The sequence below is a fragment of the Curtobacterium sp. 8I-2 genome, from assembly GCF_902506155.1.
In the GTDB taxonomy this organism is placed as follows: Bacteria; Actinomycetota; Actinomycetes; order Actinomycetales; family Microbacteriaceae; genus Curtobacterium; species Curtobacterium poinsettiae.
On record NZ_LR732827.1, the window covers coordinates 1,118,951 to 1,138,462 of the forward strand.

The following is a 19,512-nucleotide window of genomic DNA, read 5'->3' on the forward strand; positions in this document are numbered from 1 at the left end:
TTGGTCGGACTGGTCGTCGAGAGAGTCGGAGGCGGCGACCCCGGGCGGTGCTGATCCCGTGTGGGTCAGTCGCGCAGGGTCGCCCCGAATCGCTCGCCGGCACGTCGGACAGCGCCGTCACGGGCCTCGGTGGCCTCGGCAGCGGTCAGCGTGCGGTCCGTGGCACGGAAGCGCAGGGCGAACGTCAGGGACTTCTGTCCCTCGTCCACGCCGGAGCCCCGGTAGTCATCCACGAGCCGAGCATACTCCAACAGGTCTCCGGCGCCAGAGCGCACCGCATCCAGCACCTCGCCGGCCGGTACCCCGGCGTCGACGACCAGCGAGAGGTCCTGCGTGGCTGCCGGGTAGGAGACGATCGGCGCGACCGCGACGAGTTCCGGGGCTGCGGCGACGAGCGCGTCGAGGTCGAGCTCGACGACCGCCACCACGCGGGGCAGGACGGCGGCCTCGGCCAGTCCGGGCAGGAGTTCCCCGGCGACGCCGACGACCGTGCCGTCGACGAGCAGGGACGCGGCGCGACCCGGGTGCAGCGACGGGTGGGTGGTCTGCGCGACGGTCAGTTCCACACCGACGGCCCACGCGACCTGGCGGGCGGTGTCGATGGCGTCGGCGATGCCGAACGGTTCCGCGGTGGCGCCGGGCTGCTTGACGACCCGGTGGCCGGTGAGCAGGGCGGCGACGTGGAAGGGCTGGGCCGGCAGCGAGGCGTCCAGTGCTTCGAGCGCCGCACGGTCGGGCCGCGCCGCGCCCGCCGGGACCTCGTCGGTGCCGAGCGTCACGCCCGTCACCGGCAGGAACACCCGGGACGTCTCGTACAGGGCGACGTCGACGAGCCCGCGCGAGACGTTGCGGCGGGCGGCGTCGACCAGGGCCGGGACGCCGCTGCGGCGCAGCAGGTTCTGCTCGCTGTCCAGGGCGTTGGCGAGCACGACGCTCGGTCCGCCCTGCGGGTCGATCCCCGGGTAGGCGTCCTGCGTGGCGGCCGAGACGAACGGGGCCGTGACGACCTCCGTCAGGCCCGCCGCGGCCAGCGCCGAGGCCACCCGACGACGTGCCTGCTGGTGCCGGGTCAGCCCCCGGCCGGGCGGGGCGACGGGCAGGACGCTCGGGATGCGGTCGTAGCCGACGATGCGTGCGACCTCTTCGACCAGCGTGGTGTCGTCGGTCAGGTCAGGGCGCCAGGTGGGCGGGGTGACCGCGAGCTGCTCGCCGTCGGACTCGACCGTGGCGCCGATCGCACGGAGCGTCTCGATGACCTCGGCGTCGGTGTAGTCGACGCCGACGAGCTCGGCCGGGCGGGAGACCCGCATCGTGACGGTCGGCCGCGGGTCGCTGTCGACGAGCGTGGACCCGAGGGGGTCGGCGGTGCCGCCGGCGAGCTCGACGAGGAGCTCGACGGCGCGGTTCGCCGCGGCCTCGGCCACCAGCGGGTCGACCCCGCGCTCGAAGCGACGGGATGCCTCACTGGGCAGCTTGTGCCGACGAGCGGTGCGGGCGATCGAGACCTGGTCGAACCCGGCGGCCTCGATCAGGATGTCCGTCGTGCTCGCCGAGATCTCGGTGCGGGCCCCGCCCATGACGCCGGCGAGCCCGACGGGACCGTCGTCGTCGGTGATCACGAGGTCTTCGGGGTCGAGCTCCCGGACGGTGCCGTCGAGAGTCTCGAGCGTCTCAGCGGCGTTCGCCCGGCGGACGCCGAGGCCCCCCGCGATCGTCTGCAGGTCGTAGCCGTGCAGCGGTTGGCCGAGCTCGAACATGACGTAGTTCGTGATGTCGACGGGCAGGGAGATCGAACGCACCCCGGCCAGCGACAGGCGCGACACCATCCAGGAGGGTGTCTTCGCTGCCGGGTCGATCCCGCGCACGACGCGCGTGACGAACGTGGAGGCGCCGACCCGACCCCGGACCGGAGCCTGGTCGTCGATCGTGACCCGGAAGCCCTCGGCCGCACGCGGCGCGATGCGCTCGACGGGGTCGTGGAAGCTGGCTCCGGTGGCGTGCGCGTACTCACGAGCGACCCCGCGCATGCTCAGCACGTACCCACGGTCGGGCGTGACGTTGATCTCGACCGCGGCGTCGTCGAGGCCGAGGAGCGCGATCGCGTCGGCGCCCACGGTTGGCTCCATGCCGAGGTCGGCGAAGCGCAGGATGCCGTCGTGCTCGTCGCCGAGCCCGAGCTCGCGCGCCGAGGCGATCATGCCGTCGGACACGTGTCCGTAGGTCTTGCGGGCGGCGATCGGGAACGGCCCGGGCAGGACCGCACCGGGCAGCGTGACGACGACGAGGTCGCCGACGTCGAAGTTGTGCGCGCCGCAGACGATGCCGCGGGGCTCGGCTTCGCCGACGTCCACCTGGCACCAGTTGATGGTCTTGCCGTTCTTCTGCGGCTCGGGGACGCGCTCGAGCACCCGACCGACCACGACGGGGCCGGTCAGGTCGAAGGTGTGGACGTCCTCTTCCTCGAAGCCGACCGACACGAGCGCCGCGTGGACGTGCTCGAGGGTGACGTCGTCGGGGAGGTCGACGGACTCACCGAGCCAACGGAGTGGGACGCGCATCAGACCACCGTTCCGAACTGCTGCGAGAAGCGGATGTCGCCCTCGAGGAAGTCACGCATGTCGTTCAGGCCGTTGCGGAACTGCAGCGTCCGCTCGATGCCCATGCCGAACGCGAAGCCCTGGTACTCGTCCGGGTCGATCCCGGCGGCACGCAGGACGTTGGGGTTGACCATGCCGCAGCCACCCCACTCGACCCACCGTGCGCCACCCTTGGCGTTCGGCTGCCAGACGTCCATCTCGGCACTGGGCTCGGTGAACGGGAAGTAGTTCGGGCGGAGGCGGATCTGCGCCTCGGCGCCGAACATCTGCCGGGCGAAGTGCTCGAGCGTGCCGCGCAGGTGCGCCATCGTCAGGCCCTTGTCGATCGCGATGCCCTCGACCTGGGTGAAGACCGGCAGGTGCGTGGCGTCGAGCTCGTCGGCACGGTAGACGCGTCCGGGCGCGATGACGTACAGCGGGAGGTCACGCGACAGCAGCGACCGCACCTGCACCGGCGAGGTGTGGGTCCGCATGACCAGGTGCCGGTCGACGGGCTCGACGAAGATCGTGTCCGCCATGGCCCGGGCCGGGTGGTCCTGGTCGAAGTTCAGCGCGTCGAAGTTGAACCACTCGTGCTCGAGCTCCGGGCCTTCTGCGACTTCCCACCCCATGCCGACGAAGATGTCGGCGACGGCTTCGTTCAGCAGCGAGAGCGGGTGGCGGGAGCCGGTGGCGCGGTGGGTCGGCAACGCGGTGACGTCGACGCGTTCGGCTTCGAGCCGTGCGCGTTCCTCGGCCACCGCGAGGACGGATTCCTGCTCGGCGATCGCCGCGTTCACCCGCCCACGGGCCTGCCCGACGAGCTTGCCCGCCGCGGCCTTCTGTTCCGGCGGCACACTGCGCATCGATGCGTTCATCCGCGCCAACGGTGACTGCTCACCGGTGTGCTCGGCCCTGGCCTGCTTCAGTTCGGCGACCGTCGTCGTGGCACGGACGGCGGCGAGGGCCGCGTCCACCGCGTCGGCGACGGCCGATTCGCTGATCTCGAGAGGTTCTGACACGAGACCCAAGCCTACCGGCCGTCGGGATACCACCCACCTGCACCGAGCGGACGGTGGATGGCCGACGCCGACGACCGGTCTGTGGAGGAGCGTCAGCTCCGGAGCGCGAAGGCCGACTCGTACAGGCACACCGACGCCGCCGTGGCGAGGTTCATCGACTCCGCCTGCCCGTAGATCGGCACCTTGACTGCCCGGTCGACGAGCGCCAGGTCGTCGGCGGTGAGCCCGCGTGCCTCGTTGCCGAAGACCCACGCGGTCGGACCGTCGAGCATCCCCTCGGCGCGCACCACCGGCAGGTCGTCGCCGGAGACGTCGGCGGCGAGCACCGTGTAGCCGAGGGCCTTCGCCCGCTCGATCGTGTCCGCCAGCGTGACGCCCACCGACACCGGCACGTGGAACAGGGACCCGGTCGTCGACCGGACGACCTTCGGGTTGTACGGGTCCACCGACCGGCCGGTCAGCACCACCGCATCCGCTCCGGCCGCGTCCGCGGCGCGGATGATCGTGCCGGCGTTCCCCGGGTCCCGCACCTCTTCGAGGATGGCGACCAGTCCGGGCAACGCGGCCTGTTCGTCGGACGCATCACGGGCCTCCGCGTCGGCGCCAGCCGCAGCGCGGTCCGGGAAGACGTCCTTCACCGACGTCGGGAACTGCTGGCACACCGCGACCACGCCCTGCGGGGTGACGGTGTCCGCCATCGCGTCGAGCACCTGCTCGGTCACGAACCACGTGTCCACCGGCGCGTCGTCCAGCCCGTAGCGGGCTGCGGCGGTGGGGGTCACGTACAGCTCGCGCAGGAGCTCCGGCGCGTACTCCAGCGCTTCGCGGACCGCTTGGGGTCCTTCCAGCAGGAACAGGCCGGTCTCGGCCCGGACGTCCTTCTTGGCCAGGGCCGCAACGGCCTTCACGCGTCCGGCACGGGGGTTCTCGAGGAGATCGCTCACGACCCAAGTCTAGGAACGACGAAACCCCCGCCGTGCGGCGGGGGTTTCGCGAGCAGAAGAACTGACTACGCAGCCTTCGGGGCCGAGGTGTCGGCCGGGAGGGCCTTCTTCGCGGTCTCGACGAGCGCGGTGAAGGTCTCGGGGTTGTTCACCGCGAGGTCGGCGAGGATGCGACGGTCGACCTCGACGCCAGCCAGGTTGAGACCCTGGATGAGGCGGTTGTAGGTCAGGCCGTTCGCACGGGACGCAGCGTTGATGCGCTGGATCCAGAGGCGACGGAACTCGCCCTTCTTCGCGTGACGGTCGCGGTACGCGTAGACGAGGGAGTGGGTGACCTGCTCCTTGGCCTTGCGGTACAGACGCGAACGCTGGCCGCGGTAGCCCTCGGCGCGTTCGAGGATGACGCGGCGCTTCTTGGCGGCGTTGACCGCTCTCTTTACTCGTGCCATTGCACTATTCCTTTACGATCTGCGGGGCTCAGTGGCCGAGGAGCTTCTTGACGTTCTTCGCGTCACCCTTGGAGAGGACCTGGTCCTCGTTCAGGCGGGCCTTGCGCTTGGAGCTCTTGACCTCGAGGTTGTGACGCATACCGGCCTGCTGCTTCATGATCTTGCCGGTACCGGTGACCTTGAAGCGCTTCTTCGACCCGGAGTGGGTCTTCTGCTTGGGCATGGTGGTGCCTTTCCGTGGGATGGATGGGGGGCCGCGTCGTTGCGGGTTCGGTCCGGGGACCTATTCGGCCGCGGAGTCCGTGGATTCCGCAGCTGCCTCGGACGTGGAACCGGCCTCGGCCTCGTCCTTGCCCTTCGCGGCGTGCTCGGTGGCACGACGCTCGGCCTTCTGTGCAGCACGCTTGGCGTTCTGCTCGCCCTTGACGTCGGACTTGTTCTTGAGCGGGGCGATGATCATCGTCATGTTGCGGCCGTCCTGGGTCGGACGCGACTCGACGACGCCGAACTCGGCGATCTCTTCCGCGAACTTGTGGAGGAGACGGACACCCTGCTCAGGACGCGACTGCTCGCGGCCACGGAAGAGGATCATCGCCTTCACCTTGTCGCCACCGAGGAGGAACCCCTCGGCGCGCTTGCGCTTCGTCTCGTAGTCGTGCACGTCGATCTTCAGGCGGAAACGGACCTCTTTCAGGTCCGTGTTCACCTGGTTGCGACGGGCTTCCTTGGCCTTCTGAGCGGCTTCGTACTTGAACTTGCCGTAGTCCATGATCTTGGCCACGGGCGGCTTCGAGTTCGGCGCGACCTCGACCAGATCCAGTTCGGCTTCCTGCGCGAGACGCAGGGCCATGGCGATCGGGACAACGCCGACCTGCTCACCCTGCGGACCGACGAGTCGGACTTCGGGAACGCGGATTCGGTCGTTGGTACGGGGATCGGTGATGCGGAGCTCCTTCAATCAGGTGGTGGCCGTCCGGGGCGTTTGCCCTGGACGACAGCACGAGAGAGGAGATCTGACGCACGGGATGTCGACCCGTTCGGCAGCCGCCCTGCATCGGATCCGTGGGATCCGACCGACGAGCGCAACACGTGCACTCGCGGAGCGGTGGTGACCCGGTAGCCTGGTGGAACGCGGCCGCGGGTGGGAGAGACTCCTCTTTCGTGACACCGTCCGGGAGTTGTCAGGGTTCATGACGTCAGGAGAACTGATGTCAAGAGAACTGATGGCACACGGACAGCATCTGCCGCGAGCAAGCCTAGCAGAGGAGCACCGTGAGCGACACCCCGATCGACGACACCGGCATCGACGCCGCCAGGGACATCGCGGAGGTGCCGGCGGTCGAACTCATCAACACCGTTGCGGTGCACCTGCTCAGTGCCGCGGCCGTGAAGGTCGGCCTGGCCGACGACCCGCAGCAGCAGACCGACCTGGACGAGGCACGGAAGCTCATCACCGCGCTGGCCGGTCTGGTCACCGCCGCCGCGACCGAGATCGGCGATCACCACGCCCGCCCGCTCCGCGACGGGCTGCGGTCGCTGCAGCTCGCCTTCCGCGAGGCGTCGGCGATCCCGGACGCGATCGGCGCCGGGCCGGGCGAGAAGTACACGGGACCCGTCAACTAGACGGGCGTCACCCGGTGACGGACAGGAGGCCCGTGGCGGTGTCGCCACGGGCCTCCTGTTCGTTCGTGGGTCGCGGTCAGGACCCGCTGTCGCCGACCAGGCGCGCGACGGCCGCCAGCGGGATGCCGACCCAGTCGGGTCGGTTGCGGGTCTCGTAGACGACCTCGTAGACCGCCTTGTCGAGCTCGAAGGCGTCGAGCAGCGCACTGTGGCCGGCGAGGTCCGCGCCGGTGCCGCGCTGGTAGCCGTCGAGGAAGCGCGCTCGCGCCTCGGCTGCCCAGGCTGACGCGTCGACCGGCTCGGCGTCGTGCGCCAGGGCACCGGCGACGTAGTCGAACGAGCGGAGCATGCCCGCGACGTCGCGCAGGGTGACGTCCGGCAGCGACCGTTCGTCGAGGGGGCGGAGCGGTTCGCCCTCGAAGTCGAGGAAGACCCACCCGCGGGGATCCGGAGCCGCCAGGACCTGCCCGAGGTGCAGGTCGCCGTGGATGCGCTGCAGGTCCGGCCAGATCGCGTCGGCTGCCCGGGCGTAGACCGCACGGATCGCGTCGGCGTGTTCGGCGACGGCGGGGGCCTCGCGGGCGGCGGTGTCGAGTCGGGTGTGCATCGTGGCGACTGCGGTGGCGCGTCGTGACCCGTCGGCCGGCTCGGTCGGCAGCGCTCCGGCCAGGGTGCGGTGCACGTCGGCGAGCGCGGTGCCGAGCTGCTCGGCTCGGTCCCCGAACGGCGTGCCGGCCTGGGCTTCCCGCAGGGCGACGCGCCAGGCGTCGTCGAGCCCGGGCAGGAACTCCTGGGCGAAGGCGAGGTGGCCGGTCGCGGCGCCGTCCGGGCGGCCGACGTCGGGCCACTCGGCGCGGAGGGCCCCGTAGACCCGGGGCACGCGGGTACTGCCCGCCGCGGTGAGGGCGAGCTGCGTGGTCACATCGGGGTTGTCGCCGTGGTGCAGCACGCGGAAGACCTTGATGATGACGCGATCGCCGGACTCCGTGTCGCAGATGACCGAGGTGTTGGACTGCTCGCCCGTCAGGACGCGGGCCGCGGTGACCCGGCCGATCGGGCTGAGGCACTCCGGCGCCGCGTCGATGCGTGCAGCGAGCGCCGACACCCACGCGAGGTCGGTGGTGGCGTCGACGACCGTGCCGTCGGGACCGCTCGTGATCGGTGCCTGGTAGAGCACGGGGACCGCGGGGGCCTCGTCGAGCACCAGGCGGGTCCCGTCGTCGGTCGAGATGGTGCGGAGACGCGGCACGGACCCCTTCGAGGCGTACCAGCGACGGTCGGCGATCCAGGACTCGAGGTCGTGGTCGCTCGGCGTGCGGGTGTCGGGGGCGGTGGTGTCGGGGGCGCTGGGTGCTCCGTCGCTCATGCAGCGGAACCTACGCGCCGGGGGCTGGCGAGGTGCCGAGTCCTCCGTGGCGTGGTGTGTGGCACGCTCTTTACAACGATGTACCGAACCGGGAACATGGAGGTATGAGCACGCTCGACGGCACCGTGGCCGCACCTGACTCCGCTTCCGCCCCCGGCCTCCCCCTCGCTTCGCGGCAGGACGGCACGTACCCCCGGCCGCAGATGCTCCGCACCGCCTGGGCCGACCTCGACGGCACGTGGTCGTTCCGGAACGACGGCGACGACGACGCCTGGCGCACCGGCTTCACCGACGCCCGGGACATCGTCGTCCCGTTCCCGCCCGAGTCCCCGGCCTCGGGCATCGACGAGCCCGGATTCCACCCGGTGGTCTGGTACTCCCGTGCGATCACCCGCTCGGAGCTCGACGCCGCCGGGTTCGGCACCGGCGCGCCTCGACTCGTGCTGCACTTCGGCGCCGTCGACCACCGCGCCCGCGTCTGGGTCGACGGGCAGTTCCTCGGCGGGCACGAGGGCGGCCACACGCCGTTCTCCTTCGACGTGACCGAGGCGCTGACCACGGACCCCGACGCCGTGCACACCCTGGTGGTCCGCGCCGAGGACGACCCGCACGACCTGACCCAGCCGCGCGGCAAGCAGGACTGGCACGAGGACCCGCACGCGATCTGGTACCGCCGCACCACCGGGATCTGGCAGACCGTCTGGCTCGAGGCCGTGCCGACCGTCTCGATCGCGTCCCTGCGCTGGACGAACGTCGACCACGCGACCATGCGCCTGACGGTCCGGCTCGACGGGCACCGCACCGGCGGCGAGCGCCTGCGCGTCGAGGCGCGCTGGGACGACCGCGACGAGCATCTCGCCACGATCGAGACCACCGTGGGCTCGACGGGGGACGAGTTCGACGTGGTCGTCCCGATCGCGCGGCAGACGAACGGGCAGGCCGAGGACGAGCTGCACTGGACCCCGGACGCCCCACGCCTGGTCGACGCGACGGTCTCGCTGCTCCCCCGTACCGGCGCGACGCCGTTCGACGCCGTCGCCAGCTACTTCGGGATCCGGACGGTCGGGGTCGACGGCGGCGCGTTCCTGCTCAACGGCCGACGCCACGAGGTCCGCAGCGTCCTGAACCAGGGCTACTGGCCCGAATCGCACATCGCCGCCCCGTCCCGCCGGGCACTCCGCCGCGAGGTCGAACTCATCAAGGAGCTCGGCTTCAACGCAGCCCGCAACCACCAGAAGATCGAGGACCCGCGGTTCCTGTACTGGGCCGACCGACTCGGACTCATGGTGTGGGGCGAGGCCCCCGGCGCCTACGCGTTCTCCCCCCGCGCCGTGCAGCGACTGGTGCGTGAGTGGATGGACGCCGTCGAGCGTGACGCCTCGCACCCGTCGATCGTCACGTGGGTGCCCGTCAACGAGAGCTGGGGTGTGCAGCACATCGCCACCGACCCGGCCCAGCAGGCCTACGCCCGGGCCCTCGCCGACGTCACGCGGGCACTCGACCCGACGCGTCCGGTGATCTCGAACGACGGGTGGGAGCACACGAACTCCGACATCGTCACGATCCACGACTACGAGGGTGACGGACCCCGGCTCGCAGCGACCTACGCGGACGAGACCGCACGGACCCGGCTGCTCGGTGGGATCGGCCCGGCGGACCGCCGCATCCTGGTCGGTGGCGCCGAGGACCTCGGCCAGCCGGTCATGCTCACCGAGTTCGGCGGCGTGAACTACCAGCCGGGCGTCCAGCGCGAGGACGGCTGGGGGTACACGTCGGCCACGGACGGCGACGACTGGGTCTCCCGCATCACCGCGCTGTACGACGCGGTCCGTGCGAGCTCGTTCCTCGCCGGGTCCTGCTGGACGCAGCTCACCGACACCGTGCAGGAGACGAACGGCCTGCTCAACGCAGACCGTTCCCCGAAGGTCCCGATCGAGCAGATCCGTCGCGCGGTCACGGAGCGCTAGCCGGGAGGCCCACACCCCCTGAGCAGCGGTGGTCACCTCCGGCAGACGGACCCGACCACCGCTGCTCACGACGCACACGGGTCGCCTCGCGCCGGGCGGGTGGCGACCCGCGATGCGGGGCGCGGCCCACGGTCTGGGAGGATCGGGCGGGTGACGAACGTGGCCGAAGCGAGCCGGGCCTCCAGGCGGGGGTTCCGCAACCTGCTGACCGGACGGCACAGCGCGTGGACCGCGCCGCTGCTGCTCTGGATGGGCTCCCGGGTGGTGAGCACCGTGCTGCTGGCGACCGTGTACCTGCTGGCGACCGCGAACGGCTGGCCGTTCGCCTCGTACCGACGCGACCCGTCGTTCTTCACGTTCTCGGGGTCGTGGGACGCCTCGTTCTACCGGATCATCGCCGAGCACGGGTACCCGGAGACGCTGCCCGTCAACGACGCCGGGCACGTCCTGCCGAACGCGTGGGCGTTCCTGCCCGTGTTCCCCACGGTCGTGCGGATCCTGATGACGCTGACCGGCGCCTCGTTCTGGGTCGCCGGGGTCGTCGTCGCCTCGATCGCCGGAGCCGGCGCGTGCGTGCTGCTGTACCGGCTGGTGCTCGCCGTCGGCAGCGCACACCGTGCCCGCTGGGCGACCGCGCTGTTCGCGTTCGCGCCGACGGGCTTCCTGCTGCAGGTCGCCTACGCCGAGAGCCTGCTGCTCGTGCTGCTGTTCGGCGCACTGCTGGCCCTGGTGCGGCGACGGTACTGGCTGATCGCGCCGCTCGGTGTCGTGGCCGCGTTCACGAAGCCCGGGGTCCTGGCGCTGGCACTGGCACTGGCCGTGCACCTGGTGGTGCGGTGGGTCGGAGCGCGCCGGTCCGGGCGAGCCGCCGAGGTGTTCCCGTGGCGCGATCGGATCGCGATCGTGGTGACCGGCCTGGTCGTCGCGGCTGCGGGCCTGGCGTGGCCCGTCATCGCGACCGCCGTGACGGGGCGGCCGGACGCCTATCTGGACACCGAGTTGTCGTGGTGGGTGGGGTTCGTCGGCCGGCAGCACTTCGCGCCGCTGACGCCGTGGTTCATCATGGCGTCGACGTGGCTCGGGCCGCTCGGCATCGGGCTCGTCGTGGTGGTGCTCGCCGGCGCCGTGTGGTTCATCTCGCGCAGGAGCACCCGGGCCCTGGGCACCGACGTGCTCGCGTTCACGGCCTCGTACGGGCTGTACCTGGTGGCCGTGTTCCTGCCGCAGCAGTCGTTGCCGCGGTTGCTCATGCCGATGGCGCCGCTGCTCGGGTCGGACGTGTTCGTGGGGACACGGCGGCGGGCGGTGACGTGGCTCGTCGTCGGGGTGTGCCTGCAGCCGGTCGCGATCGTGCTGCTCTGGTTCCTCGGGTACCCCTGAGCGGTGCTGTCCGTCGGCTCTGCAAGACACCGGTGTTCGCCGGTTGAACACGCGCAGACCGCGGTGCGCCGCGCGAACACCGGTGTCGTGCGGGCCTGGAGAGCGCTACGCGTCGAAGGTGTGGAACCAGGCCGTCCCACCGGGGTGCTGCACCGTGATCATCTCGTCGAGGTCGCGGTACGGGCCGTCCTGGTTGTGGCTCGCCGACTTGATGCGGATGGTGCCGTCGGACTCGGTGAAGACCTCGGACACGATGGTGGTGTGGTCCGGTGAGCCGTTGGCGTTCCAGTCGAAGAACACGATGTCGCCGACCTGCACCTTGTCGCGCTCGTCCGACGAGCGCCGGGTCAGACCGAACTCGGCCGCGTTCGTCTCGAGCCACGGGTCCATGGTGGGGCAGTAGGTCCACGTCGCACTGTGCTCGGCGCCGGCCGCGCGGTTGTACCAGTCGGACCGCTGCTTCCAGCCGCGGGCGATGAGCGTCTGGTTGACGTAGTTCGCGCAGTCGCCGCCGATCGGGTTCATGGTGCCGTACTCGGCGAGGTTGTAGTCCTTCCAGTACCGCATCGCGTAGGCGAGCTGCCGGTCGACGTCGGTCAGTGCGGCGTACGCGAGGGTCGTCGTCGCGACGGCACTGCCCGCGTCCGGTGTGGCGGCTGCGGTCGGTGTGGGCGTGGTGGTCGCGGTGTCCTGGGTGGCGCCGCTCTGCCCGTCGTTCGCGGCGCTGCCGTTGCCGTCCGAGGACTGGTTGGTGGACGGACTCGGCTCGATCGCCGACGTGAAGAGCGCGACGTCGGCGTCACCGGCGGTGTACATCGCCTGGTGCGGGGCCGTGAAGGTCACCTTCGACGCGGTCGCCTCGACGTCGCGCGCAGCGACACCACCGACGGTGACGCCCTTGACCGCGGCGAGTCCGGCCCCCGTGACGGTGACCGTGACGCCACCGGCCAGCGGGACCTGCGCCGGGGCGAGGGCCTTCGCGACGGGCTTCGTCGCGGGGGTGGACGTCGTCCCGCCCCCGCCGCCGGAGCTGCCCCGGCCGCTGCCGCCGTCGCCGCCCTTGTCGCTGCCGGAGGAGCACGCCGCAACGGCGAACCCGATCCCGGCGACGCCGGCGAGGGACAGGAGTGCGCGGCGGTTCATCGAGGCAGTCATGACACGACCAGCGTAAGCGACACCTCCGTCGTTCCGACACGGCATGATCATCTCCGGGGACGAGCGTCCTCCGTGTCCCAGCGGACCCGTTCGGAAGGAACACACACATGCCCGAGAGCCACGACTTCTTCGTCGCCACCGACCCCGAGACCGCCCGTGCCCAGGTGCGCGACGCGCTCGCCCACGAGGGCTACACCGTCGACGACGCCGAACAGGGTGCGCTCCGCGCGACCCGCGGCAGTCTCGGCCTGACGCTGCTCATCGGCGGCATGGCGAACGACCGTACGTTCCACACCCGCCTGGACGTGCAGATCATGATCGCCCCGGACGGCCGCACCGTCGCCCGACTGCTGCGCGGATCCGGCAAGTCGGCGATCAAGGGCGGCGCGCTCGGCGTCTCGCGCGGCAACCGCGCCTTCGAGCAGGCCGCGAACGCGATCCACACCACCTTCGCGCAGTCCGGCGTGCTGACCGAGAGCATCGCGGGCTGACGATCGGGCAGTGGCGACGGGTCTGACGCGCCCCTCGGACGGACGGGAGGCCCGCTGCCAGCTGGCAGCGGGCCTCCCGTCCGTCGGTCAGGTCAGGTCGATCAGGTGCAGGAGACGTTGCGGTCGATGGTGCCGGAGCCGTAGGGCACCTCGACCTGGACCATGGCGATGGTGCCGCCGGGAAGCGGCGTGCCGGAGCAGGCCTTCCGTGCCTTCGTCACCGTGCTCTTGCCGAGCGCGATCCAGTTCGAGCGGCCGTACAGCGGGCTGTTCGCCTTGACGGTGCCGGCGATGGTCTTCCACTGTGACCCGGTCGAGTACAGGCCGATCCGCTTCACGCCGGCGGTCTTGAGCCCGACGATCATGCCCTGCATCGCCGCACGGTTCTGCGCGGTGTCGCGCTGGTACGACAGACCCGTCTCGACGTCGATCCACCAGCGGTAGGCGGACGGGTTCGGGACCCCACGGCTCTGGACGTCGTCGTACCCGCGGGCGTAGCCGTACATGAACGAGCAGGCCAGGGTGAGCTGCTTCTTGCCGCTCTTGGTCACGCACGTGCCGAACGGGTTGGTGGGCACCGTGCCCTGGTAGCTGTTCGACGTCGGCCAGACCGAGGCCTGGAGCCCCGGGTTGGCGAACAGCGCGTACAGCTGGGTCTTCGGCTGGGCCGAACCGCCGACGGACTTCGATGCCCAGTCGAGCTGTTCGGCGAGGCACGGGTTCGTGGTGTTGCCGAGGGACTCGTTGACCCCGACGATGCCGAACGCCTGGTCGGTCGGCACCTGGCTGCCACACTGCGGCCAGGAGATGTCGACACCCAGCGGTGTGACCGCCGCGGACGCACCCGAGGACGGTCCGGCGACCGCGATGCCGGCGGCCACCACCACCGTGGTCGCGATGGTCGCGACGAGACGACTGATACGGAACATGCTCTCCCCCTGGTCGGGCCCGGTGGGCCGGCGACGCCCCTGCGGCGCACCGGGAGTCTAGGGCGATGCGTTGGACAACACACCACCCCGGTGCGTGAACTGTGTCGAACGATCCCCGTTGCTCGGCCTGTGGAGGAAGGTCTCACCGCACGCGCGCAGCAACGACAGAACGGCCCGGAACCTGTCGGTTCCGGGCCGTTCTCGTGGTTGCCACGTGGTGGAGCTAAGGGGATTCGAACCCCTGACCTTCTCATTGCGAACGAGACGCGCTACCAACTGCGCCATAGCCCCAAGTGCTCGACCACACTAGCACCCTCGTTCGGCCCAGCCGAAATCGCGCGTGGCCCGTCGGGCGTGCCGCGGGTCAGACCGCGCGGCGCCGTCGCATGATCGCGTCGAGGTCGGCCTGCTGGTACGCATCGTCGTCGAGGACGCCCATGCCGGCCCACTTGCTCGGCGGCCCGGCAGGCTCGTCGGTGGGAGCAGGAGCGGCTGGAGCACGAGCGCCGGGGGCAAGGCCGGCGGACGCGGCCGGGGCCCGGAGCCCGAGCCGCTCGGCGAGACGCCCCTGGTCGTGCGCGGACAGCGACGCCGCCGCCTCTTCGAGCTCGGGACGCATCCGGGACACGGTGGCGAGCGACGGGTCCGACTCGCCCGCACGGATCGCCGCAGCTTCGGCCTCGGCTTCCGCCTTGGCCGCGGCGACGCGCTCCTTCAACCGGGCGGCGAGTTCCGCCGACGACTCGGGCGACGCGGCCGGCGCGGCCGGTCGCTCCACGTAGAGGGGCTTCGGCACGTGGTTCGGGGTCCACGAGCGGTCCTGCGCGGGCACAGCGGGCTGTTCCGTCGACAGGGGCGGCGCCGGGTCGGTCCACGCGGTGGACTGCCGGGAGGCGCGGATCGCGCCCGTCTCGGCGGCCGCGAGACGCTGCTTCCGCGCCGTCGCCACCTGGTGCAGCTGGGCCAGGACCGCTGCGGACCCACCGGCGGCGACGAGGCCGGCGACACCGACGAGCCAGAGCGACGGCGATGCGATGAAGACCACGAGGGCGATGACGATGCCGAGCGTGCCGAACAGGGTCGCTCCGAGCCGGGAACGGCGCATCCGCATCGCGGTCAGGGCCGGCACGGCGGATGCCCGCTCGAGCACCGGGGCCTGCTCGGCGAGGCGGCGGGTGATCTCACGCTGCCGCGCGGCCTCGTGGGCCCGGACGATGGCGGTGCGCTTGGCCTCTTCGGACCGGGCGACGCGCTGCGCCTGGGCCAGTGACTTCGCGTTCATCTCGATGCGGACCTCGTCCGGCAGCTCGGCGGTCTGCGCGAGGATCCGGAGGGTCTGCTGCAGCCGGATGGCGTTCCGCTCGGTGGCCAGGTACTGGCGACGAGCGGCCCACGACGGCATCAGGTAGACGAGCCAGAGGACGGCCGCGACGAGCAGGACGATGCCGCCACCCCACGAGCCGATTCCTGCCATGCGAACACGGTAGGGGCGGCGGTTCCCCGGCCCCGTCATTGCCGGACGCGTGTTGCGCGTGTCGGGGCGGAATCCGTGGGCGGTGCGCCGCGCCTCCAGGCCCGTCAGGTGCAGCGCGTCAGATGCGCGGCGTCGTGTCCAGCGGCATCGCGGCCTCGTCGCGAGCGGCGAGCGGCACGGTCCCCACGCCAGGGGGCACCTGCCCCTGGACCCAGCGCTCGAGGACGCCACCGCGGACTTCTTCGGCCACCAGTGCGAAGCAGAAGTGGTCGCGCCAGTCCCCGTTGATGTGGATGTAGCGGCGACGGAGCCCCTCGTACCGGAAGCCGAGCTTCTCGACGACCCGCAGGCTCGGGGCGTTCTCCGGCCGGATGCAGATCTCGATCCGGTGCACGCCGAGCGACCGGAAGCAGTGGTCGACGGCGAGGGCGACGGAGATCGGCGTCACGTTGTGGCCGGCGGCGTCCTCGACGACCCAGTAGCCGATCGAGGCGCTCGCGAGCGAGCCGTACGAGATGCCGGAGACGTTGAGCTGCCCGACGAAGCGGCCGTCGAGCTCCATCGCGAACGGCAGACCGAGTCCCGCGCGGGCGTTGGCCTGGAGCGCGCGGATGCTGCCACGGACGTCGGTGGAGACGTGTCCGGAGGGGTTCGTGGCTTCCCAGGTGCGGAGCCAAGAGCGGTTCGTCGCGAGTGCCGCGTCGAGGTCGCGGGTGTCGCGGAGCCGGAGGGGCCGGATGGTGACCCGCCCGTGGGACAGGGTCGGGATCGTCGTCATCGCTGGGTTCCTCCGGGGTCCCGCCCCGGTGCGGGACGGGGTGTCCCGCTCGGGTCCGTGATCACCGGACCCGAGCGGGATGGCCGACTATTCGCCCGCGTTGAACTCCTTCAGCCACGACTTGAGGTCGGGGCCGAGGTCATCGCGGTCCGAGGCGAGCTGCACGATCGCCTTGATGTAGTCGAGTTTGTCACCGGTGTCGTACCGGCGTCCACGGAACACGACGCCGTACACGCCGCCGGTCCACTCTTCCGCGCTCGCCATCTTCATGAGCGCGTCGGTGAGCTGGATCTCGCCGCCCTTGCCCGGCTCCTGCTTCTCGAGGACGTCGAAGACCTCGGGACGGATGACGTAGCGGCCGATGATGGCCAGGTTCGAGGGCGCTTCGCCCTGCGGGGGCTTCTCGACGAGGCCGGTGATCTTCACCACGTCGTCGGTCTCGGTCGGCTCGACCGTGGCGATGCCGTACAGGTGTGTCTGCGACTCGGGGACCTCGAGCAGGGCCACGATGGTGGCGTTCTTCTCGCCCTGGACCTCGATCATGCGCTGGAGCAGCGGGTCACGGGCGTCGATGATGTCGTCACCGAGGAGCACGGCGAACGGCTCGCGGCCGACGTGCATCTTCGCGCGGAGCACCGCGTGGCCGAGGCCGAGCGGGTCACCCTGGCGCACGTAGTGCATGTCGGCGAGGTCCGTCGACTGGTTCACCTTCTGCAGCTTCTCGTGGTCGCCCTTCTTGCGGAGGGTCTCCTCGAGCTCCGACACGTGGTCGAAGTGGTTCTCGAGCGCGTTCTTGTTGCGCCCGGTGATCATCAGCACGTCGGTCAGCCCGGCACCGACAGCCTCTTCCACCACGTACTGGATGGCCGGCTTGTCGACGACGGGGAGCATCTCCTTCGGCATCGCCTTGGTCGCGGGGAGGAAGCGGGTACCCAGCCCTGCGGCCGGGATCACCGCCTTCGAAATCTGGAAGCCCATGGTCAGACCGTATCCGATCCCCCTTTCGAGGGCATGTCGTCGCTCCGGGGGACACGGGAGTGCGCGCGTTCCCGGCGGGAAGCCGCAACGACACCCCTCGGTAGACTCCTCGGCATGATCGCCGATCTCGGGAACGAGAAGCGCGCCCTGCGAGCCGAACTCCGGCAGCGGCGGCGCACCCGGACCACGACCGAACGCGACGCGGACACCGAGACCCTGACCGCGACCCTGCAGCGCTTCGTCGAGGAGCGCCAGGTGACGTCCATCGCCCTGTACCTGTCCGCGCCGGACGAGCCGAACGTCCGGCCGTTCCTGAACTGGGCCTTCGAGCAGGGCATCCGCGTGCTGCTGCCCGTCACCCGCGAGGACGGCCTGCTCGACTGGGCCGTGGGCGACGGTGAGAGCGAGACCGAGAGCCTGCTCGGCCTGCCCGAGGTCGTCGGTGAGGTCCTGTCCCCGCTCGCGATCAATGACGTCGACGCCATCCTCGCCCCCGCGGCGGCGGTGGGGCACGACGGGGTCCGCATGGGCTGGGGGCGCGGCTACTACGACAAGACCCTCGGGTCCATGGCGAACCGCCCGCCCGTCTATGCTGTGATCTTCGACGCGGAGTACCTCGACGAGGTCCCGCGCGAACCCCACGACGAACCCGTCGACGGCATCATCACGCCGTCACGCATCATCACGTTCCGGAGCTGATGTGCCCACCTACTCGTACCGCTGCACCGAGTGCGACAACGCGTTCGACATCAAGCAGTCGTTCTCCGACGCCACCCTGACGGAGTGCCCGGTCTGCGGCGGCGTCCTGCGCAAGGTGTTCTCCCCCGTCGGCGTGACCTTCAACGGCGGTGGCTTCTACCGCACCGACTCCCGCCCGGCGCCGAAGGCCGAGGGGTCGTCGAGCGCCCCTGCGAAGTCGGAGCCGAAGAAGTCCGAGCCGGCGAAGAAGCCCGAGTCGAAGCCGAGCAGCTCGAAGTCCGCCGCGTCCTGACGCGGTCTGCGCTCTCCGGATACATTGGGCGCGTCGCCACTCGGCGGCCGTCCTCGACCCGGAAGGAGACCCTCGCATGAAGGGCTTCAAGGAGTTCCTGCTCCGCGGCAACGTCATCGACCTGGCCGTGGCAGTCGTCATCGGTGCGGCGTTCACCGCGATCGTCAGCACGATCGTCAGCGCCCTGATCAACCCGCTCATCGGTGCGGTGTTCAACGCCTCGAGCCTCGACCAAGCCTTGAAGGTCAAGATCCCCACGGTCTCCGGCGAAGGCGCAACGCTCTACTTCGGCGCGATCATCGGCGCAGTCATCAACTTCGTCATCGTCGCCGCGGTCGTGTACTTCGCGCTCGTCGTGCCCGTGAACCACCTGAAGAAGGTGGCGTTCGAGCGCGTCAAGAACGACGAGGAGCAGACCCCGCAGGACGTGCCCCCGACCGACGTCGAAGTGCTGCTCGAGATCCGCGACCTGCTCCGCCCGCAGAACGGTGGCGCCGCGAGCACGGGGGCGCACATCGCCCCGTCGAACGCTCCCGAGGGGCCCGGCATCGGCGGCTCGACGAAGCTCTAGCCCCGGCGCACGACCGCGCTCGGACCCGCAAGACACCGGTGTTCCCGCTCTGCACACCCGCAACCCGCGGTGCGCAGCGTGAACACCGGTGTTTTGCGCTGGGGGGGGGGTCAGGCGGCGGAGACAGCCCGGCGCTTCGCGAACATCGCGACGGCGTACTGGGCGCCGGCGAGGACGTGCCCCGCGGTGCCGAGGTAGACGAAGACCAGGGCCACGACCCGGACCCACGGCGCGTTCTCGTCGACGGTGTGCACCGCGGAGAACAGCAGCACCGGCAGCCCGACGAACAGCAGTGCCGAGCGGATCTTGCCCGTCCACGTGACGTCGAGGTCCGGGTTGCCGTGGAACAGCACGCTCGACAGGACGACGAGCACCAGGTCGACGAGCACGACGACGGCCACCACCCACCAGGGCAGCAGGCCGACGAGCACCAGGGACAGCACGATGGCGATGATCGCCAGACGGTCGGCAACGGGGTCGATCGCCTTGCCGAGCTTCGAGCCCTGGTCGAACTTCCGGGCGATGAAGCCGTCCGCCCAGTCGCTCACGCCGATCACGACGAGGGCGACGAGCGCCCACCCCGGGTGGCCGGCGACGACGAGGCCGATGAACACCGGGATCAGCACGAGGCGGAACAGCGTGATCAGGTTCGGCCAGGTCTGCCAGTCGGGGCGCTGCCGCGCGGTGTCAGTCATCACGGGCCAGGCTACCGGTTACCAGTGCGGCGGGACGTCGCGCCGGAGCTGGTCGTCGTTCTCACCGTCGCGGTGTCGCGCCGGTTCCGGCGGCGGCGCCGGGTCGTAGCCCGCCACCGGCTG

The 19,512-nt window shown here is 70.9% G+C and carries 20 protein-coding genes and 1 tRNA gene; 7 read left to right on the plus strand and 14 right to left on the minus strand.

The window, feature by feature from the left end; translation table 11 throughout:
* Window positions 1-65: 65 nt before the first annotated feature.
* The 6 genes from pheT to infC form a co-directional block, all read right to left on the minus strand.
* Window positions 66-2,558, minus strand: coding sequence for a phenylalanine--tRNA ligase subunit beta (gene pheT / locus BOSE127_RS09060; RefSeq protein WP_159556956.1), 2,493 nt, complete (start codon window positions 2,556-2,558; stop codon window positions 66-68).
* The gene (gene pheS, locus BOSE127_RS09065; RefSeq protein WP_042540039.1) at window positions 2,558-3,598 is read right to left on the minus strand and encodes a phenylalanine--tRNA ligase subunit alpha; all 1,041 of its coding nucleotides are present in this window, start codon (window positions 3,596-3,598) and stop codon (window positions 2,558-2,560) included. Before pheS ends, pheT begins: the two co-directional genes overlap by 1 nt.
* Window positions 3,599-3,690: 92 nt before the next feature.
* A complete protein-coding gene (locus tag BOSE127_RS09070; RefSeq protein WP_017887974.1) occupies window positions 3,691-4,542 on the minus strand; it encodes a TrmH family RNA methyltransferase in 852 nt (283 codons plus the stop codon).
* A gap of 65 nt (window positions 4,543-4,607) precedes the next feature.
* On the minus strand, window positions 4,608-4,991 hold the full coding sequence (gene rplT / locus BOSE127_RS09075) for a 50S ribosomal protein L20 (protein WP_017887975.1): 384 nt from the start codon (window positions 4,989-4,991) through the stop codon (window positions 4,608-4,610).
* A 28-nt stretch (window positions 4,992-5,019) separates the two neighbouring features.
* The gene (rpmI, locus tag BOSE127_RS09080) at window positions 5,020-5,214 is read right to left on the minus strand and encodes a 50S ribosomal protein L35 (RefSeq protein WP_017887976.1); all 195 of its coding nucleotides are present in this window, start codon (window positions 5,212-5,214) and stop codon (window positions 5,020-5,022) included.
* Between the two features lie 60 nt (window positions 5,215-5,274).
* A complete protein-coding gene (gene infC / locus BOSE127_RS09085; protein WP_017887977.1) occupies window positions 5,275-5,949 on the minus strand; it encodes a translation initiation factor IF-3 in 675 nt (224 codons plus the stop codon).
* A gap of 314 nt (window positions 5,950-6,263) precedes the next feature.
* On the opposite strand from infC, the gene BOSE127_RS09090 reads away from it, so the two are divergent.
* A complete protein-coding gene (locus BOSE127_RS09090; RefSeq protein WP_017887978.1) occupies window positions 6,264-6,614 on the plus strand; it encodes a DUF1844 domain-containing protein in 351 nt (116 codons plus the stop codon).
* 76 nt (window positions 6,615-6,690) lie between these two features.
* On the opposite strand, the gene BOSE127_RS09095 is transcribed toward BOSE127_RS09090, so the two are convergent.
* Window positions 6,691-7,980 carry a phosphotransferase gene (locus tag BOSE127_RS09095; protein WP_159556958.1) on the minus strand — a complete coding sequence of 430 codons (1,290 nt, stop codon included), beginning with the start codon at window positions 7,978-7,980 and terminating at the stop codon, window positions 6,691-6,693.
* 104 nt (window positions 7,981-8,084) lie between these two features.
* Here BOSE127_RS09095 and BOSE127_RS09100 point away from each other — a divergent pair, with 104 nt between their 5' ends.
* Window positions 8,085-9,947 carry a glycoside hydrolase family 2 protein gene (locus tag BOSE127_RS09100; protein ID WP_017887980.1) on the plus strand — a complete coding sequence of 621 codons (1,863 nt, stop codon included), beginning with the start codon at window positions 8,085-8,087 and terminating at the stop codon, window positions 9,945-9,947.
* Window positions 9,948-10,097: 150 nt separating this feature from the next.
* Entirely contained in the window at window positions 10,098-11,327 is a 1,230-nt protein-coding gene (locus BOSE127_RS09105) for a hypothetical protein (protein ID WP_201300443.1), read from the plus strand.
* Between the two features lie 105 nt (window positions 11,328-11,432).
* On the opposite strand, the gene BOSE127_RS09110 is transcribed toward BOSE127_RS09105, so the two are convergent.
* On the minus strand, window positions 11,433-12,482 hold the full coding sequence (locus tag BOSE127_RS09110) for an amidase domain-containing protein (protein ID WP_159556960.1): 1,050 nt from the start codon (window positions 12,480-12,482) through the stop codon (window positions 11,433-11,435).
* A gap of 107 nt (window positions 12,483-12,589) precedes the next feature.
* On the opposite strand from BOSE127_RS09110, the gene BOSE127_RS09115 reads away from it, so the two are divergent.
* Window positions 12,590-12,973 (plus strand): hypothetical protein, encoded by a 384-nt coding sequence (locus BOSE127_RS09115; protein ID WP_017887983.1) that lies wholly within the window; start codon window positions 12,590-12,592, stop codon window positions 12,971-12,973.
* 101 nt (window positions 12,974-13,074) lie between these two features.
* Here BOSE127_RS09115 and BOSE127_RS09120 read toward each other — a convergent pair whose 3' ends face one another.
* The 5 genes from BOSE127_RS09120 to galU all read right to left on the minus strand — a co-directional run bounded on the left by BOSE127_RS09120 (window position 13,075) and on the right by galU (window position 17,132).
* Window positions 13,075-13,902, minus strand: a complete 828-nt coding sequence (locus BOSE127_RS09120; RefSeq protein WP_017887984.1) for a hypothetical protein — start codon at window positions 13,900-13,902, stop codon at window positions 13,075-13,077.
* A gap of 215 nt (window positions 13,903-14,117) precedes the next feature.
* A tRNA-Ala gene (locus tag BOSE127_RS09125) sits at window positions 14,118-14,193 on the minus strand.
* A gap of 73 nt (window positions 14,194-14,266) precedes the next feature.
* A complete protein-coding gene (locus tag BOSE127_RS09130) occupies window positions 14,267-15,376 on the minus strand; it encodes a hypothetical protein (RefSeq protein ID WP_159556962.1) in 1,110 nt (369 codons plus the stop codon).
* 118 nt (window positions 15,377-15,494) lie between these two features.
* Window positions 15,495-16,154: a GNAT family N-acetyltransferase gene (locus tag BOSE127_RS09135; protein ID WP_017887986.1), complete on the minus strand. Its 660-nt coding sequence runs from the start codon at window positions 16,152-16,154 to the stop codon at window positions 15,495-15,497.
* 87 nt (window positions 16,155-16,241) lie between these two features.
* A complete protein-coding gene (gene galU / locus BOSE127_RS09140) occupies window positions 16,242-17,132 on the minus strand; it encodes a UTP--glucose-1-phosphate uridylyltransferase GalU (protein WP_017887987.1) in 891 nt (296 codons plus the stop codon).
* A 114-nt stretch (window positions 17,133-17,246) separates the two neighbouring features.
* On the opposite strand from galU, the gene BOSE127_RS09145 reads away from it, so the two are divergent.
* The 3 genes from BOSE127_RS09145 to mscL all read left to right on the plus strand — a co-directional run bounded on the left by BOSE127_RS09145 (window position 17,247) and on the right by mscL (window position 18,694).
* Window positions 17,247-17,831 (plus strand): 5-formyltetrahydrofolate cyclo-ligase, encoded by a 585-nt coding sequence (locus BOSE127_RS09145; protein WP_017887988.1) that lies wholly within the window; start codon window positions 17,247-17,249, stop codon window positions 17,829-17,831.
* 1 nt (window position 17,832) lies between these two features.
* Complete coding sequence (locus BOSE127_RS09150) at window positions 17,833-18,123, plus strand: FmdB family zinc ribbon protein (protein ID WP_071250341.1); 291 nt, start codon at window positions 17,833-17,835, stop codon at window positions 18,121-18,123.
* Window positions 18,124-18,199: 76 nt separating this feature from the next.
* Window positions 18,200-18,694 (plus strand): large conductance mechanosensitive channel protein MscL, encoded by a 495-nt coding sequence (mscL, locus tag BOSE127_RS09155; protein WP_042540047.1) that lies wholly within the window; start codon window positions 18,200-18,202, stop codon window positions 18,692-18,694.
* A 110-nt stretch (window positions 18,695-18,804) separates the two neighbouring features.
* Here mscL and BOSE127_RS09160 read toward each other — a convergent pair whose 3' ends face one another.
* Complete coding sequence (locus BOSE127_RS09160; RefSeq protein ID WP_042540049.1) at window positions 18,805-19,389, minus strand: CDP-alcohol phosphatidyltransferase family protein; 585 nt, start codon at window positions 19,387-19,389, stop codon at window positions 18,805-18,807.
* Window positions 19,390-19,512 lie beyond the last annotated feature (123 nt).

What these genes read in the sequence shown, in the direction of transcription:
- galU (WP_017887987.1), bottom strand. Translation starts at nt 17,132, where the DNA reads ATGGGCTTCCAGATTTCGAAGGCGGTGATCCCGGCCGCAGGGCTGGGT.
- BOSE127_RS09160 (WP_042540049.1), bottom strand. Translation starts at nt 19,389, where the DNA reads ATGACTGACACCGCGCGGCAGCGCCCCGACTGGCAGACCTGGCCGAAC.
- BOSE127_RS09100 (WP_017887980.1), top strand. Translation starts at nt 8,085, where the DNA reads ATGAGCACGCTCGACGGCACCGTGGCCGCACCTGACTCCGCTTCCGCC.
- mscL (WP_042540047.1), top strand. Translation starts at nt 18,200, where the DNA reads ATGAAGGGCTTCAAGGAGTTCCTGCTCCGCGGCAACGTCATCGACCTG.
- pheT (WP_159556956.1), bottom strand. Translation starts at nt 2,558, where the DNA reads ATGCGCGTCCCACTCCGTTGGCTCGGTGAGTCCGTCGACCTCCCCGAC.
- BOSE127_RS09110 (WP_159556960.1), bottom strand. Translation starts at nt 12,482, where the DNA reads ATGACTGCCTCGATGAACCGCCGCGCACTCCTGTCCCTCGCCGGCGTC.
- BOSE127_RS09115 (WP_017887983.1), top strand. Translation starts at nt 12,590, where the DNA reads ATGCCCGAGAGCCACGACTTCTTCGTCGCCACCGACCCCGAGACCGCC.
- BOSE127_RS09130 (WP_159556962.1), bottom strand. Translation starts at nt 15,376, where the DNA reads ATGGCAGGAATCGGCTCGTGGGGTGGCGGCATCGTCCTGCTCGTCGCG.
- BOSE127_RS09145 (WP_017887988.1), top strand. Translation starts at nt 17,247, where the DNA reads ATGATCGCCGATCTCGGGAACGAGAAGCGCGCCCTGCGAGCCGAACTC.
- BOSE127_RS09095 (WP_159556958.1), bottom strand. Translation starts at nt 7,980, where the DNA reads ATGAGCGACGGAGCACCCAGCGCCCCCGACACCACCGCCCCCGACACC.
- BOSE127_RS09120 (WP_017887984.1), bottom strand. Translation starts at nt 13,902, where the DNA reads ATGTTCCGTATCAGTCGTCTCGTCGCGACCATCGCGACCACGGTGGTG.
- rplT (WP_017887975.1), bottom strand. Translation starts at nt 4,991, where the DNA reads ATGGCACGAGTAAAGAGAGCGGTCAACGCCGCCAAGAAGCGCCGCGTC.
- BOSE127_RS09135 (WP_017887986.1), bottom strand. Translation starts at nt 16,154, where the DNA reads ATGACGACGATCCCGACCCTGTCCCACGGGCGGGTCACCATCCGGCCC.
- rpmI (WP_017887976.1), bottom strand. Translation starts at nt 5,214, where the DNA reads ATGCCCAAGCAGAAGACCCACTCCGGGTCGAAGAAGCGCTTCAAGGTC.